This is a genomic window from Alteribacter lacisalsi (assembly GCF_003226345.1).
Classification (GTDB): domain Bacteria; phylum Bacillota; class Bacilli; order Bacillales; family Salisediminibacteriaceae; genus Alteribacter; species Alteribacter lacisalsi.
In genome coordinates, this window is record NZ_PDOF01000003.1 from 471,155 (window position 1) to 486,112 (window position 14,958).

Here is a 14,958-nt window from a genome sequence, read left to right on the forward strand (position 1 = left end):
CTTCCTAATGAACACGGGTGAACGTTAGTCCAGGGCCGATGCTCCACCTACAATTTCGTTGATCTCCTGCGTGATCGCTGCCTGACGGGCACGGTTGAACTTAAGGTTCAGCTGGTCGATCATGTCAGAAGCATTGTCAGTAGCAGCACTCATAGCTGTCATGCGTGCTCCGAACTCACTGGCTTTCCCGTCTAATAAAGCCCCGTACACCAGGCTTTCTGCATAGTGCGGAAGCAATTGTTTCAGAATCGTTTCCTCGTCCGGCTCATACTCGTATGAAGGGGAGTCGCCTCCGCCTGAGTTTTCGCCTTCGGCAGACTCGTCAAAGTCTGTCAGAGGAAGAAGCTTTGTTTCCGTTACTTCCTGGGAGATAGCGCTGATAAAGTGGTTGTAGTGGATGTAAATTTCGTCGAACACTTCATCGGCAAACATTTCGACTGTCGTAGCCGCAATGTTTTTGATGTCGGCGTAAGCCGGCTGATCCGACAATCCGACAATCTCCTGATAGATCGGCATACCGCGCTTTTTGAAAAAGTCCCGGCCCACTTTTCCGATGACGATAATACCGTACTCGTCCTGGGAGCTGTGCCGTTCTTTGATCGTATTCATCGTGTGCCGAAGCAGTCCACTGTTGTACGCTCCGCAAAGGCCGCGGTCTGATGTGATTACCAGGTAGGCGGTTTTCTTTACTTCGTCGCGTGATTCAAGCATCGGGTGGGAAACCATGCTCCCGTTCGCGATGCTGTTTACAACGTCACGGATTTTCTGCGTGTACGGAAAAAATGCCTGCGCTTTGTTCTGCGCTTTATTTAACTTTGCAGCAGATACCATCTGCATCGCCTTGGTAATCTGCTTTGTCTTTTTCGTAGATGAGATTTTCGACTGTATATCTCTAAGAGAAGCCAACGTTCTTCACCACCTTTGTTGAAAGCTGCTTCTTGAAGAGCGGATTACCTTTCCGCTTCAAGCGGACGCTTTCCGTGGGCAACGCTTCAGCCTCCTCGGGTAAGTTCGCCCTGCGGGGTCTTCAGTCGTTGCTTTTCCCACTGGAGTCGCCGCTTTGCGCTCCAAGGATTATCAGCGATTGTTAAAAAACTGCCTGTTCCTGTTTAGCCTCAAAAAGGGCGGCAGGAACCGGACGGAGCCGGTTCCTCTCCCCTTTCAGATTACGCGTTGAACGTTTTCTTGAAGTCTTCGATCGCTTTGCGCAGATCCGCGTCTTCAGGAAGGTTTCCAGTGCTGCGGATATGATCCAGAAGGTCTTTGTTGTTGTGGTCCATGTGGCTTAACAACTCTTCTTCGAACTGGCGGATATGATCGACTTCGACATCGTCAAGGTAGCCTTTAGTAAGGGCAAACAGAACGACAACCTGTTTTTCAACAGCAAGCGGCTGGTGAAGGCCCTGCTTCAGTACTTCTACTGTACGGGCACCACGGTTAAGCTTCGCCTGTGTGGATTTATCAAGGTCCGAACCGAACTGGGCGAATGCCTCAAGCTCACGGTAGGATGCAAGGTCAAGACGCAGTGTACCGGCAACTTTTTTCATTGCCTTGATCTGCGCGGAACCCCCTACTCGTGATACAGACAGACCTGCGTCAACCGCCGGACGTACACCGGAGAAGAAGAGGTTTGACTGAAGGAAAATCTGCCCATCGGTAATCGAGATTACGTTTGTCGGAATGTAGGCGGAGATGTCCCCTGCCTGTGTTTCGATAAATGGAAGAGCTGTAAGTGAGCCCGCTCCTTTATCGTCACTAAGTTTTGCTGCACGCTCGAGAAGACGGCTGTGCACATAGAATACGTCACCCGGGAAAGCTTCACGGCCCGGAGGACGACGGAGAAGAAGGGAAAGCTCACGGTAGGCTGCTGCCTGCTTGGAAAGGTCATCGTAAATTACGAGAACGTGCTTTCCGTTGTACATGAACTCTTCACCCATGGATACACCAGTGTAAGGTGCAAGGTAAAGAAGCGGCGCAGGCTTGGACGCACTCGCACTGACAACAATCGTGTAGTCAAGAGCTCCGTGCTTACGTAGTGTTTCCACTACGCCTGCTACTGTGGATTCTTTCTGACCGACTGCAACGTAAATACAGATCATATCCTGGTCAGCCTGGTTCAGAATTGTATCAATGGCAATCGCTGTCTTACCTGTCTGGCGGTCTCCAATGATAAGCTCACGCTGACCACGGCCGATCGGAATAAGAGAGTCAATTGCTTTGATTCCCGTCTGGAGCGGTTCGTGAACCGATTTACGGTCCATAACCCCTGGTGCCGGGCTTTCAATTGGACGGCGCTTGTCTGTTTCGATGTCCCCTTGCCCGTCAAGCGGGTTCCCAAGCGGGTCAACAACGCGTCCGAGAAGTTCCTCACCTACTGGAACCTCCATAATACGTCCGGTACGTTTAACTTCGTCACCTTCACGAATATCAAGGTACTCACCGAGGATGATAATACCAACTGTATCTTCCTCAAGGTTCTGAGCCATACCCATCGTACCGTTTGCAAATTCTAGAAGCTCTCCGGCCATTACGTTCTCAAGACCGTGAGCAACGGCGATCCCGTCACCGATACGGATAACGGTGCCGACTTCATTTACTTCGATATCAGACTGATAACCTTCAATCTGTTTTTTTATCAGAGAGCTGATTTCATCGGCTCTGATGCTCATATTCTTCACCCCTATCTACTTACGTTCCCTGTCAGCATGCGTCTGTGAATACGTTGAAGCTGGTTGGCGATACTCCCGTCAAAGACAAGGTCGCCTACGCGGACTTTAATACCGCCGATCATAGTCGGATCCGTGACTTCGTCCACAAGAATTTTCTCGTGCTTCGTGTGACGGGCGAATTTATCAGCGACGAGCTGAAGCTCTTCGTCTGTCAGCTTTTTCGCTGCATAAACGGTCGCCTCGGCTACTCCTTTTGACTGATAGGACAGGCGCTTGTACTCATCTGCCAGTGCAGGCACAATGCTGATACGCTTTCTGTCGACCAGTAAAAGAAGAAGGTTCAGAATCTCCGCAGAGACCTTGTCGCCAAAGTTTACCTTCAGCAGCGATTTCTTCGTGTCATTCGCAATGCTCGGGTGTCTGAACACTTCGTCAAGAAGGTTCGTATCTTCAAATACTTCCTTGATCAGTTGCAGCTCCTCACCATATGCGTCGAGCTGACCACGCTCTTTGGCAAGGTCATAAAGTGCACTCGCGTAACGAAAAGCTAACGGGTCCCGCTTCATAGCTCTTCGCCAACTTCTTTAAGAGTCTCCTGAATGAGTTTTTCCTGTTCTTTCTCATCCAGCTCTTTTTCGATGACCTTAGATGCCACAAGGACAGACAAGGACGAAACTTGCTCACGAAGTGCAGAGATCGCTTGCTCTTTTTCCATCTGAATGTTGGCGAGAGCTTCCTGTGTCTTGCGCTCTGCCTGCTTTTCAGCATTGGCAATAATATCTTTTTCCGTGCGTTCAGCCTGTTTGCGCGCGTTTTCCACGATTTCCTTCGCTTCCGTACGGGCTTCCTTGATGGCTTCACGTTGTTCTTCGAGGTACTTTTCCGACTCTTCGCGGTTCTTCTCAGCAGAGGAGATCTGGTCTGCTATGTGATTCTCTCGCTTTTCCATCATGTCCATAATCGGACCAAAAGCAAACTTCTTTAAGATCAGCAAGAGAACGACGAACCCGGCGAGCTGGTATATGACATCTCCCCATTCAATAGGTCCAAACATCTGTCTCGCTCCCTTCTCTTGAATCATGCATAAGGAATGGCGAAGAGGTATGGATCCCAAACGTTCTTCGCCATTTTGGTGTTAAATTACGTAATCGTGATGGTCCGTTATTACATTTGTCCAAGAAGCAGGAATGAAACAACGACCCCGATGATTGGAAGTGCCTCAACAAGCGGGATACCAATGAACATTACTGTCTGAAGCTGGCCGCGAAGTTCCGGCTGACGGGTAATACCTTCAAGTGTTCCTTTTACTACGATCGCTACCCCAAGCGCACCTGCTAGTGCAGCGAAACCTGCTACGATACCAATACCAATTGCAATCAAACCGACATCCATTTTAAAATCCTCCTTTAATATCTGTAAAACTTTATATTTACGCTCTATCATGAATTTGCTAGAGCTGGTGGTACCTTGAACTTAGTGTTCCTCGTTCACTTTGTGCGCCATGTAAACCATGGTCAGCATACAGAAGATAAATGCCTGCAGCGATCCGATAAACAGACCGAATGCCTGCCAGATAACCAGCGGCGCGAAGGCGAAAATCCCTGCTACAATTCCGGATGTACCGAGACCCACGAGCATGATCATGAGTACTTCCTTTGCATACACGTTACCGAATAGACGCATTCCAAGCGTAAGCGTGTTGGCAATTTCCTCAATAATTTTGAATGGGAATAAGAAAAACACCGGACGGAAATAATCTTTTCCGTATTCTGCCGGTCCCTTCATCTTAATACCGTAGTAGTGCGTAAGCAGCACAACCATTGCGGCAAGGGACAGTGTGAGCACCGGACTTGATGTCGGTGAGCGCCACCATACATAATGGTTCTCATCCACAATCTCGAACGGAAGTCCGAGCATATTTGCCGTAAAGACATAGAGGATGATGGTGAGTCCCAGCATGATGAAGTTCTTCCCCCTGTTCCAGTCCATGTTGCTGCTGATGATGTTTTTTACGAACTGAACCAGGTACTCGAGAGCGTTCTGTGCGCCCGTCGGATACATTTTAATGGTCCGGGACATGAAAAAACAGACCAGAAAAACGATGAGAATCGTTGCTGTCACGGTGATAATGTTGGTCAGGTTCACCGTAAGCCATGGGATTCCGAAGACTTCAACCACTCTTTCATGATGATCCAATTACTTTCACCTCTTTTCTCGATCTTGCAAGAGTCGTACGCTCAGTACAGAACATGTACGCCCCTACTGCAAACGCTTAATATGGAAAATAGGTTCTATCATGATGATGGCATAGGTCAGCATGAGACCTATAATCGCACCAGCAAGATTAAAAATGTGAGGGAAACTTACGGCGATCACGATACAGATTACGGACACTGCGATCCGGCTTACTGTACCAAAAGCGAATTTTGTCCGGAGTGCCTTTGATTCCGAGGTCACCCGTTTCACCTGTGCGTAGGTCATGTACAGATTCAGCAGACTGAACGCTGTACCGAGAAGCATGCCGTAGAAAAACGTGTTGTAAGGTGTAGTGAAAGCAAGGATTGCGATCAGCGCCAGAAGCGCTACTGTGTAAAGAATCATCCGTTTTGCTGTTGCTCCAAACTCCATTACGTATCGTCTCCCAAAGTACGCTTCAGCACGTGATAAATACCGTAAACTGCTGCTGTCAGTCCGACGAGAAAGCCGGCTGCCATAAGCAGTCCTCCTGTTTCAAAATAACCATCAAGCCATCTTCCTCCAAGTACTCCGATCAGAATACACCCGATAAAGTAAGAGGAGATTGTTGATACAAGGGCCATTTTCCGGATTACAGACTGCACTTTCTGATCGTTTGCCATCATCCAGCTCCTGTCTGCACACGTTTTGCGCACGGCAGGCGCCGTCCGTGAAAACATGTCGAAAAATCACACTTTTTCGAATCCTCGATGCAAAAGAGCCTGTCCTTTTTTCGAGCGGCTACGACATATCGGATACCTTATGTACGAAAGCCTGCATACCCTCTGCAATCGTATAATAGTGGTCCACCTCTGTCAATTCAGTATCGGGAAAAAAATCAGGAAATTTCCCGACATTCAGAAAAGCGCTTTCACACCTGTCCGTATTTTCCGTCGAATTGAGAAAAATATCACAATACACATTATACATAAAATCTATTTTCATGTGTTGCGTTATAAGAAGAAAATAGATGTTTTAATTTTCAGTAAACTATTCTGTTCTTTTCTGAACACACGGCAAAACCGGCAGAGTGGTATCCGCCGGTTGTGTCTGGCCTGTATCGGCTGCCCTCCAGCCTGACAGGCATTTAGGGAGCGTGTTCCGTCAGGCCGGAGCCGATGAAAATATCGCGCTCAATCGTGTCTTCCTTGCCGTCCTGGGAGGCAAAAATCAGCGCTTTGTAAATCCCGGGTTCGAGACCGGTAATTTCCAGTTTCTCTTCAAGCATTCCCCGCTCCACATCGGTACGGGCTTCGATGTAATCGAGATACTCAAACGTGTCAGGATCGTATAAGACGATGCCGAATTCCTCAGCCCCTCCCGGCAGGTATACTTCATACTGATAGATGTTCTCGTCTGCGGTCTGCTCGAGCATGAAGGCCATCACCCGCGGGTAGTCCGGTTCCTCGACGAAAAATAGATATGGTACATTAATCGTTTCATCCCTGCTTTTTACTTCTATAATTCCGTGATACATGCCTCCTTCAAAAACAGCCGGGAGAATGTCCATGATAATTGGCACTTCCCGTTTTTCACCGGGATTCAGATAAAAGGAGAACGGCACTTTCCACTGGATCCCGTCCGGTACATCGAAGGGAGGATCAATTGTATACCGCTTTCTTTCGTCAGACTGATTATCAACCGTAACTTTCACTGTTTTTTCAATGCGACGTTCGTTTCTCAGCCATTTCCCAAAGCTCACCGCCCCGGGATAAACGAGAGTTTCCGCGGTCAGTGCTTTTGCCAAATCCACCCTTCCGGTTCCCTGTACGTGTGGGGGCTGGATATTGCCATCACGGTCCGTCACCTGTTTAGCGGTGTTCATTAAAGCTGCTTTCACCTGATCCGGCGTCCAGTCCGGGTATTTCTGGAGAATCAGAGCTGCGGCCCCTGCAATGTGCGGCGCTGCCATACTGGTTCCGTTCATATCCATATACCCTTTTGGCACTGTGCTGTCGATCGATACACCAGGGGCGACAAGATCCGGCTTTACTTCCCATGAATAAGTGACCGGTCCTCTTGAGCTGAACGGGGCAATCAGGTCTTCTTCCTCCCTGTAAATCGTTCTGATGTACGGATGATCTGTTTTGGTTATGATGTCACGGAGCTGTTCTCCGTCTTCTTTCGCCATACTGACCACGGGAATGTCGAGCATCTCTTCAAGTGTTCCGGCGAACTCTCCGTCCCGGTTATTGTATACGATCAGCCCTGCCGCACCGGCTTTCTGTGCTTCTTTCGCCTTAACGGTGAACGTGACAATTCCCCGCTCCACGAGTGCGATTTTGCCTTTCACATCCGTGTTTTCAAAGTCTTCTTTTCTCCCGAGGCCGGCATACACGATCGGCTCGTCACGTTTCATGTTCCATGGCTTTGCCCGCTGCATCGGAATCATGCCCCACTCTTCTCCGTCGTTTCTTTCGAAGGTCAGATAAGGAACTTTCAGCGGCGGCGTGGATGCCCCTACGCTGATCGCTCTGGAGGAAGTACCCGGCGAGCCGACAGTCCACAGATTCGGACCGCTGTTTCCGTTGGAAGTAACCGCCACAACACCTTCTTCCACCGCTTTATCGAGGGCCACGCTCGTCGGCCAGTCCGGTCCGTTAACGGTGTTGCCGAGAGAAAGGTTGATCACGTCCACCCCATCCTCCACCGCTTTCTCGATCGCTGCGATCACCTGCTCGGTCGTGCCCATACCGGTTGGTCCGAGCGCCCGGTAGCCGTAGATTTCAGCTTCCGGGGCCACGCCTTTCAGCCGTCCATTGGCCCCGATGATCCCCGCTACGTGTGTCCCGTGCATCGTTGGTGCCCCTTCATCCTGGAGGGTTTCCATCGGATCTTCGTCCTCATCCACCACGTCATAGCCGCCGCGGTAACTATCGCGAAGGTCCGGATGGTTGTAGTCGATGCCGGTATCAATCACGCCGACCTTCACCCCTTTTCCAGTCAGGTTGTCTCCTCTTTCATCAAGCATCCGGCGGATTTCCCGGCCCCCGATGAAGGGGACACTTTCGTCCATCGAGGTTTCGTAAACGGCGACGGGATCGATCCGGCGAATTCCTTTGATGGACTGAAGCCTGTCGAGATCCTTCTGGCTGATTTCAAGGGAAAAGCCGTTGTAAAGGGTCATAAATGTCCGGCGGATTTCCGCATCCGGTATCTCCTCCTGAACCCGCGCCATTGCCTCTGCCGAATCTCCTTCAGCTTCCACAATGATGATTTGGCGTTCGTCCGGATCACCCGTCACAGGCATCGGCGGCCGTTTCGGAAAGTATTGCTCTGTGTCCTCTGCCAGGCCGTAAGCCGGCATCATCAGCATTGCGATTATTGTTCCTGCAATCAGCCGCCATACAAGCGTTCTCATGCTCTGACCCCTCCAATGTAAAAGTTACTCTATAGCATGCGAGAGTTGGGAGCTTTTCATGCGGGAACAGGTGAGGAAAGATGGGAATCGTCAGGGTTTCGTATTATAAGAGCGTTCGCTCGTTCATTCCAGGCATCCGCAGCTTTTCAGAATATCTCCTAACTAAAAAAGCTGACCTGCGCTTCTGCAGATCAGCTTAATAGTATTTAATATGCGCTGAATGGCTGCGGCCGATCCGGACGGTACCCGTAATGGTAGCGGATCGCCTCCACTATGCGGGCAGACGCATGTCCATCCCCGTATGGATTGGATGCCTTGGACATGGCCTGACGCGCTTCCGGACTGGTTAATAGTTCTTTTGCCAGACTGTAAATATCTTCTTCCCCGGTTCCGGCAAGCTTCAAGGTGCCCGCATCGACTCCTTCGGGACGCTCGGTTGTGCTGCGCAGCACGAGTACAGGTACGCCGAGAGATGGCGCTTCCTCCTGCACGCCCCCCGAATCGGTCAGGATCATGCAGGCTCTGGCAGCAAAGTTATGGAAGTCACGGACCCCAAGCGGCTCGATCAGGTGGATACGCGGATCGTTTCCGAGTACTTCGTCCGCCGCCTCCCGGACCGCGGGGTTGAGGTGCACCGGGTACACGACCTGAACATCGTCATGTTCTTTCACAAGCCGCTTAATCGCACGGAACATATTGCGCATCGGCTCGCCGAGATTTTCACGGCGGTGGGCTGTAAGGAGAATCAGGCGGTCGCTGCCGACCTCCTTGAGCACGGGGTGAGTATATCCTTTATCCACCGTCGTTTTTAGGGCGTCGATGGCCGTGTTACCGGTTATGAAAATCGACTCGTCCTTTTTTCCCTCGGATGTGAGGTTCTCCGCTGCCTTATCGGTCGGAGCGAAGTGAAGATCGCTGATGACTCCGGTGAGCTGGCGGTTCATTTCTTCCGGGAAAGGGGAATATTTGTCCCACGTTCGAAGCCCCGCCTCCACGTGGCCCACGGCAATCTGATTGTAGAAGGCGGCAAGACTCGCAGCAAATGTAGTCGTTGTGTCCCCGTGAACGAGGACCAAGTCAGGCTTCAGACGTTTCATTACCTCGTCCAGACCTTCAAGCGTGCGGGTGGTAACCTCGGTCAGCGTCTGCCGGGACTGCATAACGTTCAGATCCTCGTCCGGCGTTACCCCGAAAATGCCGAGCACCTGATCGAGCATCTCCCTGTGCTGTCCGGTCACAGTGACAATCGATTCGATTTCTTCATGGTGCTTTTCCAGTTCCAGAACGAGGGGGCACATTTTAATCGCTTCCGGCCGCGTTCCGAATATGGTCATCACCTTCCGTTTTTCCGCCATCTTTATCACCTGTTTCTCTTTATATATAGAGGGAGGGAGGGACGGCCTTTTACAGCACACCCCTCCCTTGAACGATCCGTTTATTTTGTCCCGAACAGGCGGTCTCCTGCATCTCCGAGACCAGGCACGATGTAGCCTTTTTCGTTCAGTTTTTCATCCATTGCTGCAAGATAGATATCCACATCAGGATGGTCGCGCTGAAGCACTTCCACCCCTTCAGGAGCAGCAACGAGACACATGAGCTTAATGTTTCTGGCGCCGCGCTTTTTAAGGGAATGAATCGCTTCAACAGCTGATCCGCCTGTAGCAAGCATCGGATCGATTACGATAAATTCACGCTCTTCCACATCATTGGGAAGCTTGACGTAATACTCGACCGGTTCCAGCGTCTCAGGGTCGCGATACAGCCCGACGTGACCGACTTTGGCTGCCGGGATGAGCTTCAGAATTCCGTCCACCATACCGAGACCGGCGCGGAGGATCGGTACAAGACCGAGCTTTTTCCCTGCAATTGTCTTACTTGTAGCCGGACCGACCGGCGTTTCAATCTCCACGTCCTGCAACGGAAGTTCCCGTGTAATTTCAAATGCCATAAGGCTCGCTACTTCATCCACAAGCTCACGAAACTCCTTAGTCCCTGTCTGCTTATCCCGAATATACGTCAGCTTGTGCTGAATTAACGGATGATCAAAAACGTACACTTTACTCATGCTCCATCCCGCTCCTTTTCTCGCTTTGTCTTTCCGTTCCCTTTCAAGATTCTACATAAAAAGCCCCGGCATATCAAGGTGAAAAATAAAGGTTGTCTTTCTGTTCCCCTCTTCTTTGTGGATAAACCGGGGCTTCGGAAGGTTTTTCGGCGTATGGGAAGCCGTTTATGATGCCGATTCACCGTTTTAGCAGCTGAAACTGCAGTTATCCACATTTGGCTGCGTATATATCCACAAAAAGGGACTTGGGACCCGGGTTTATCCACAAAAACTACAACTTTATTCACAATTGTGGAAAGTCATTCACAGAACACAAATAGTTACTCACAAAATTCGTCACAGTTTTCCACAGACCCTTAAAAAAAGACGCCCTTATCAGGCGCCTTTCAGTCATTACTTATACAGCGGGAATCCGCTTGTGAGTTTAACCACATCTTCACGCGCCGCGTTCAGGACGTCTTCTTTATCGTGGTTTTTCAGAACTGCGGCCATGATTTTTCCGACCTGTTTCATTTCGTCTTTTCCAAAACCGCGGGATGTTACTGCAGCAGTACCGAGACGAAGACCGCTTGTCACGAACGGACTTTCCGGATCAAATGGAATCGTGTTTTTGTTCGTGGTAATTTTCACGTCGTCAAGAGCTTCCTCCGCCACTTTACCGGTAATGCCGAGGCTCTGCAGATCCAGCAGGACAAGGTGGTTGTCCGTGCCGCCGGATACAAGGTTGACGCCTTCTTCTTTCAGGGTTTCAGCAAGAACAGCAGCGTTTTCAGTTACTTTTTTCGCGTAGCCGGTAAACTCATCGCCGAGTGCTTCGCCAAGGGCAACAGCCTTCGCTGCGATCACGTGCATAAGCGGACCGCCCTGAAGACCCGGGAAAATAGCTTTGTCAATCTTCTTTGCATACTCCTCTTTGCAAAGAATCATTCCCCCGCGGGGGCCGCGGAGGGTTTTGTGCGTAGTGGTGGTCACAAAGTCGGCGTGCGGTACCGGGTTCGGGTGAAGACCGGCAGCAACGAGACCGGCGATATGTGCCATGTCCACCATCAGGTAAGCGTCCACTTCGTCAGCAATCTCACGGAATTTCGAGAAATCAATACTGCGTGGATACGCACTGGCTCCGGCTACGATCAGTTTCGGCTTGTGCTCAATCGCTTTCGCACGAACGTCATCATAATCGATCACCTGCTTATCCTTATCCACACCGTAGTCCACAAAGTTATACTGCTTGCCGCTGAAGTTGACAGGGCTTCCGTGAGTCAGATGTCCTCCATGATTGAGGTTCATGCCGAGCACGGTGTCACCCTGGTCCAGAATCGTATAATAAACTGCCATGTTCGCCTGGGCCCCGGAGTGAGGCTGGACGTTAACATGATCGGCACCGAACAGGCGCTTGGCACGGTCGCGGGCAATATTCTCGACCACGTCCACATGCTCACATCCGCCATAATAGCGTTTCGCCGGATAACCTTCGGCGTATTTATTCGTCAGCACAGATCCCTGCGCTTCCATCACTGCTTCCGAAACAAAGTTCTCTGATGCGATCAGCTCGATGTTCTCCTGCTGGCGCTCCAGTTCATTGTTCATTGCCTTAAACACGTCATCGTCCTGTTTCTTGATATGTGTCATTCGCTGCGTATCGTTCAACGTTTCCATACCTTCTTTCGCCTCCTCAAATGAATCCGTACCAGACGGCATCGCGGTTGGTGTTTTGCTGATAAATTCCGGAGTGATCTAACTGCCCCGGCGGTCCGGGCCCAGTTACGCTCACTCACCTTACCCAGTATACCGTATTTCAAGGCCAGTTTTCACCCCGCATTCAGACTTTTCCGGAAAAAAGAGCGGAGCGGCTTCAGAGGGCTTGAATTGGGATGGGGCTGGTCGGCGTATCCTCGATCCGCTATGGGGCGACGGATGTTTATCCGCGAATTTCTTATTATATCCGCTATCCTAGCTGGATATCCGCGATTTCCTCAATATATCCGCGATAATTTCATTTTATCCGCGATCTCCCGCCGATATCCGCTAACAAGAATGATTCTAACGATGAGCGCAGAAAAAACTCAACCCGGAGGCCATCAGGCTTCCGGGTCGTAAATTAAACGTCAAATCAGTCACAAAACGTGCCGTCTTGCGGTACTTTATATACTGCTCGTTCGCCGCCGATCAGCTTCGGCCTGGTGCGGGCGAGAGTCAGGTGCGCTTCTCCGACTGCCTTGATCGGGCTTCTGACCGGTACCGCTACCGGTCGGAGATGCATGCCGATCAGTGTATCACCGATGTCGACTCCGCCGTGGGCCTGCAGGTTTTCCACCAGAACGGGGCGGTTCATCTGACGATACGCAAAGGAGGCCATGGAGCCCCCGGCTTTCGGCATCGGGATGGCCGACACCTGGTTATCAAGACGCCATTCCGCGGCCGCCTCCTCTTCAATCACAAGAGCGCGGTTTAAATGCTCGCAGCACTGAAACACCAGATGAACGCCGGTTTCCCGGCGGAACAGGTCAAACGCTTCCCAAAGGGCGCCGGCGATTTCCATGGCGCCGGCCGTACCGATATGCTCGCCCTTCACTTCACTCGTACTCGTCCCCACTACCACGATTTGACCGGGGCGAAAGCCTGCCTGTTTCTGCAAATCCCGAAGCGCTGTTGTCAGGTCTTCCGTTAGTCGAGCCGGTTCGATTTTCATCGCAGTCCCTCCTTTCAGAGTAACAAATCAGTTTTCGTAGCTGGCGATTTTTCCGATCCGGGTGGCGTGGCGTCCGCCTTCAAATTCCGTGGTTAGCCATACTTTTGCGATTTCTCTGGCCAGTCCCGGTCCAATCACCCGCTCACCCATGGAAAGAACGTTGCTGTCGTTATGTTCCCGGGTGGCTTTTGCGCTGAACAGATCATGCACCAGCGCGCAGCGGATGCCTTTCACTTTGTTGGCGGCAATGCTCATACCGATGCCTGTTCCGCATATCACGATTCCCCGGTCCACTTCCCCGTTTGCTACCATTTCGGCAGCAGGAATGCCGTAGTCAGGGTAATCGACTGAGTCGCTGCAGTCACAGCCTACGTCCGTGTAGGTAATACCAAGCTCGTCCATGAGTGATTTTATTTCTTCTTTCAGATTTCTTCCGCCGTGGTCTGATCCGATTGCTACTTTCATCGTTTGTATCCTCCTTAGGTTCGTAAAGCCATGATGTGTTTATTTTCCCAGAATGGTCCGGTACGGGCAACTATGCTTTCCCGGTCAGTCACCCTGTTTCAGTTTTTCCACCAGCCGATCCACCGCTTCCTCAATTTCAGAAAGCGTGTCTCTGTAGATCTGATCGCTTCCTCCGAACGGGTCGACCACATCGATTGACGGATAGTCCTGTAGGATCTGATCAATCGCTTCCTGATGAGGTCTGATCTCCTCTAACAGCTCTCGCTCCAGCTCCTGCTGTTTGACTAAGTCTCCAGTGGCATTATACTCTTCCACTTTGTCCTGGTTGTCGTTGATAAAGCGGACCCGTTTCATCTCAAGTTCAGCTGCCTCCCGGTCGAGCATCCGCTTTTTTTCCCGGTTCTCAGAGGTGTCGTAGGCATATTCCTTTAACGTATAGACGATCTTGTTCATATGGGGAAACTGCTCAATCAGCCGTCGTTTGTGGTCCTGTGTCATCGTCAGTACAAGATCCGCCCAGTCGAGAAGTTCTTCTGTTACGGTTTGGGATTGATGGGAATGGGGGATGTTTCGTTCGTCCAGGGCGTTCCGCGAGCCTTGTGAAAGCCCCATCCCCGGCATGCCGTACATGCCTGCCGATTTCACATCCGTTTCAAGCGAAGCCTCTTTCGCTTTTTTCCTGTACACAGCTTCTGCTGCAGGGCTCCGGCACGTGTTGCCGGTACATACAAACAATATATTTTTCATGTGCGGTTCAAACCTCCTGAACGCAAAATTAATCTGTTAAACTGCTACACGTATATTTTACCACACGGCCCGATTGTAAACGTACGATTCGTTCCATGTAAAAAAACTGCCTCCATGTGCGGAAGACAGTTTTTTAAATGAATAATATTTTAACACCGAAGCCGATCAGGATACAGCCGCCGAGCATCTCACTGTACCTGCCTAGGACCCCCTCTGCTTTTCTGCCCAGGAAGAGCCCGGCCCAGGTCAGGAGTGCGCTGAAGAGCCCGAAGCTGACGAGTGTCACAAAGGTTTTCGCACCGAGCATGCCGAGACTGAGGCCAGCAGAAAAGCTATCGATGCTGACAGTAAGGGCAAATAGGATCAGGCCCCAGCCGATCGGACTAAAAGCGGGTCCTGTATCGTCGGAAAAAGACGACCGGATCATCTGCATGCCGATGTACAGAAGCAGCGCGGCACCGAGGATATAAGCAAACACACCGATATATTGCGAAACGAGCTTGCCAAGGACGATTCCAAGAAGAGGCATCATCACGTGAAAAAGCCCGACAGTCATTCCGATCATGACAATTTGGCGCAATCTCAGCCCAATCATCCCCATACCCACGGAGATCGAGAATGCATCCAGACTTAAGGCAAAAGCCATCATTCCGAGAGTAAGTGCTTCTCCTAACACAAAATCCCCCCTTGGACGTGCTACTTCATCCGTATGCACGTCCAAGGGGGT

At 50.8% G+C, this 14,958-nt stretch carries 16 protein-coding genes; all 16 read right to left on the reverse strand.

Annotated features, from left to right (window positions below):
- Nucleotides 1-24: 24 nt before the first annotated feature.
- Nucleotides 25-906 carry an ATP synthase F1 subunit gamma gene (gene atpG / locus CR205_RS17100; protein ID WP_110521356.1) on the reverse strand — a complete coding sequence of 294 codons (882 nt, stop codon included), beginning with the start codon at nt 904-906 and terminating at the stop codon, nt 25-27.
- A gap of 260 nt (nt 907-1,166) precedes the next feature.
- Complete coding sequence (gene atpA / locus CR205_RS17105) at nt 1,167-2,669, reverse strand: F0F1 ATP synthase subunit alpha (RefSeq protein ID WP_110521357.1); 1,503 nt, start codon at nt 2,667-2,669, stop codon at nt 1,167-1,169.
- Nucleotides 2,670-2,680: 11 nt separating this feature from the next.
- Entirely contained in the window at nt 2,681-3,235 is a 555-nt protein-coding gene (locus CR205_RS17110; RefSeq protein WP_110521358.1) for a F0F1 ATP synthase subunit delta, read from the reverse strand.
- Entirely contained in the window at nt 3,232-3,723 is a 492-nt protein-coding gene (gene atpF, locus CR205_RS17115) for a F0F1 ATP synthase subunit B (RefSeq protein WP_110521359.1), read from the reverse strand. The genes CR205_RS17110 and atpF overlap by 4 nt, the downstream gene beginning before the upstream one ends.
- A 110-nt stretch (nt 3,724-3,833) precedes the next feature.
- Nucleotides 3,834-4,061 carry a F0F1 ATP synthase subunit C gene (atpE, locus tag CR205_RS17120; protein WP_110521360.1) on the reverse strand — a complete coding sequence of 76 codons (228 nt, stop codon included), beginning with the start codon at nt 4,059-4,061 and terminating at the stop codon, nt 3,834-3,836.
- Between the two features lie 81 nt (nt 4,062-4,142).
- Nucleotides 4,143-4,865 carry a F0F1 ATP synthase subunit A gene (gene atpB / locus CR205_RS17125; protein ID WP_110521361.1) on the reverse strand — a complete coding sequence of 241 codons (723 nt, stop codon included), beginning with the start codon at nt 4,863-4,865 and terminating at the stop codon, nt 4,143-4,145.
- Between the two features lie 63 nt (nt 4,866-4,928).
- A complete protein-coding gene (locus CR205_RS17130) occupies nt 4,929-5,297 on the reverse strand; it encodes an ATP synthase subunit I (RefSeq protein WP_110521362.1) in 369 nt (122 codons plus the stop codon).
- Nucleotides 5,297-5,527 (reverse strand): AtpZ/AtpI family protein, encoded by a 231-nt coding sequence (locus CR205_RS17135; RefSeq protein ID WP_161524825.1) that lies wholly within the window; start codon nt 5,525-5,527, stop codon nt 5,297-5,299. Before CR205_RS17135 ends, CR205_RS17130 begins: the two co-directional genes overlap by 1 nt.
- Nucleotides 5,528-5,991: 464 nt before the next feature.
- On the reverse strand, nt 5,992-8,265 hold the full coding sequence (locus CR205_RS20750; RefSeq protein ID WP_110521365.1) for a S8 family serine peptidase: 2,274 nt from the start codon (nt 8,263-8,265) through the stop codon (nt 5,992-5,994).
- Between the two features lie 206 nt (nt 8,266-8,471).
- Nucleotides 8,472-9,620, reverse strand: a complete 1,149-nt coding sequence (wecB, locus tag CR205_RS17150) for a non-hydrolyzing UDP-N-acetylglucosamine 2-epimerase (protein ID WP_110521366.1) — start codon at nt 9,618-9,620, stop codon at nt 8,472-8,474.
- An 80-nt stretch (nt 9,621-9,700) separates the two neighbouring features.
- Nucleotides 9,701-10,330, reverse strand: coding sequence for a uracil phosphoribosyltransferase (gene upp, locus CR205_RS17155; protein WP_110521367.1), 630 nt, complete (start codon nt 10,328-10,330; stop codon nt 9,701-9,703).
- 393 nt (nt 10,331-10,723) lie between these two features.
- Entirely contained in the window at nt 10,724-11,959 is a 1,236-nt protein-coding gene (glyA, locus tag CR205_RS17160; protein ID WP_110521573.1) for a serine hydroxymethyltransferase, read from the reverse strand.
- A 481-nt stretch (nt 11,960-12,440) separates the two neighbouring features.
- Nucleotides 12,441-13,019, reverse strand: a complete 579-nt coding sequence (locus CR205_RS17165) for a TIGR01440 family protein (protein ID WP_110521368.1) — start codon at nt 13,017-13,019, stop codon at nt 12,441-12,443.
- Between the two features lie 27 nt (nt 13,020-13,046).
- Nucleotides 13,047-13,484 (reverse strand): ribose 5-phosphate isomerase B, encoded by a 438-nt coding sequence (gene rpiB, locus CR205_RS17170; protein WP_110521369.1) that lies wholly within the window; start codon nt 13,482-13,484, stop codon nt 13,047-13,049.
- 84 nt (nt 13,485-13,568) lie between these two features.
- Entirely contained in the window at nt 13,569-14,231 is a 663-nt protein-coding gene (locus CR205_RS17175) for a low molecular weight protein arginine phosphatase (RefSeq protein ID WP_110521370.1), read from the reverse strand.
- Nucleotides 14,232-14,364: 133 nt separating this feature from the next.
- A complete protein-coding gene (locus CR205_RS17180; RefSeq protein ID WP_110521574.1) occupies nt 14,365-14,880 on the reverse strand; it encodes a manganese efflux pump MntP in 516 nt (171 codons plus the stop codon).
- Between the last annotated feature and the right edge of the window lie 78 nt (nt 14,881-14,958).

Bases quoted from the DNA above. Each gene is read 5' to 3' on its own strand.
- atpA (WP_110521357.1), bottom strand. From the start codon at position 2,669: ATGAGCATCAGAGCCGATGAAATCAGCTCTCTGATAAAAAAACAGATT.
- CR205_RS17110 (WP_110521358.1), bottom strand. From the start codon at position 3,235: ATGAAGCGGGACCCGTTAGCTTTTCGTTACGCGAGTGCACTTTATGAC.
- atpF (WP_110521359.1), bottom strand. From the start codon at position 3,723: ATGTTTGGACCTATTGAATGGGGAGATGTCATATACCAGCTCGCCGGG.
- atpE (WP_110521360.1), bottom strand. From the start codon at position 4,061: ATGGATGTCGGTTTGATTGCAATTGGTATTGGTATCGTAGCAGGTTTC.
- CR205_RS17130 (WP_110521362.1), bottom strand. From the start codon at position 5,297: ATGGAGTTTGGAGCAACAGCAAAACGGATGATTCTTTACACAGTAGCG.
- CR205_RS17135 (WP_161524825.1), bottom strand. From the start codon at position 5,527: ATGGCAAACGATCAGAAAGTGCAGTCTGTAATCCGGAAAATGGCCCTT.
- CR205_RS20750 (WP_110521365.1), bottom strand. From the start codon at position 8,265: ATGAGAACGCTTGTATGGCGGCTGATTGCAGGAACAATAATCGCAATG.
- wecB (WP_110521366.1), bottom strand. From the start codon at position 9,620: ATGGCGGAAAAACGGAAGGTGATGACCATATTCGGAACGCGGCCGGAA.
- upp (WP_110521367.1), bottom strand. From the start codon at position 10,330: ATGAGTAAAGTGTACGTTTTTGATCATCCGTTAATTCAGCACAAGCTG.
- glyA (WP_110521573.1), bottom strand. From the start codon at position 11,959: ATGACACATATCAAGAAACAGGACGATGACGTGTTTAAGGCAATGAAC.
- CR205_RS17165 (WP_110521368.1), bottom strand. From the start codon at position 13,019: ATGAAAATCGAACCGGCTCGACTAACGGAAGACCTGACAACAGCGCTT.
- rpiB (WP_110521369.1), bottom strand. From the start codon at position 13,484: ATGAAAGTAGCAATCGGATCAGACCACGGCGGAAGAAATCTGAAAGAA.
- CR205_RS17175 (WP_110521370.1), bottom strand. From the start codon at position 14,231: ATGAAAAATATATTGTTTGTATGTACCGGCAACACGTGCCGGAGCCCT.
- CR205_RS17180 (WP_110521574.1), bottom strand. From the start codon at position 14,880: ATGATGGCTTTTGCCTTAAGTCTGGATGCATTCTCGATCTCCGTGGGT.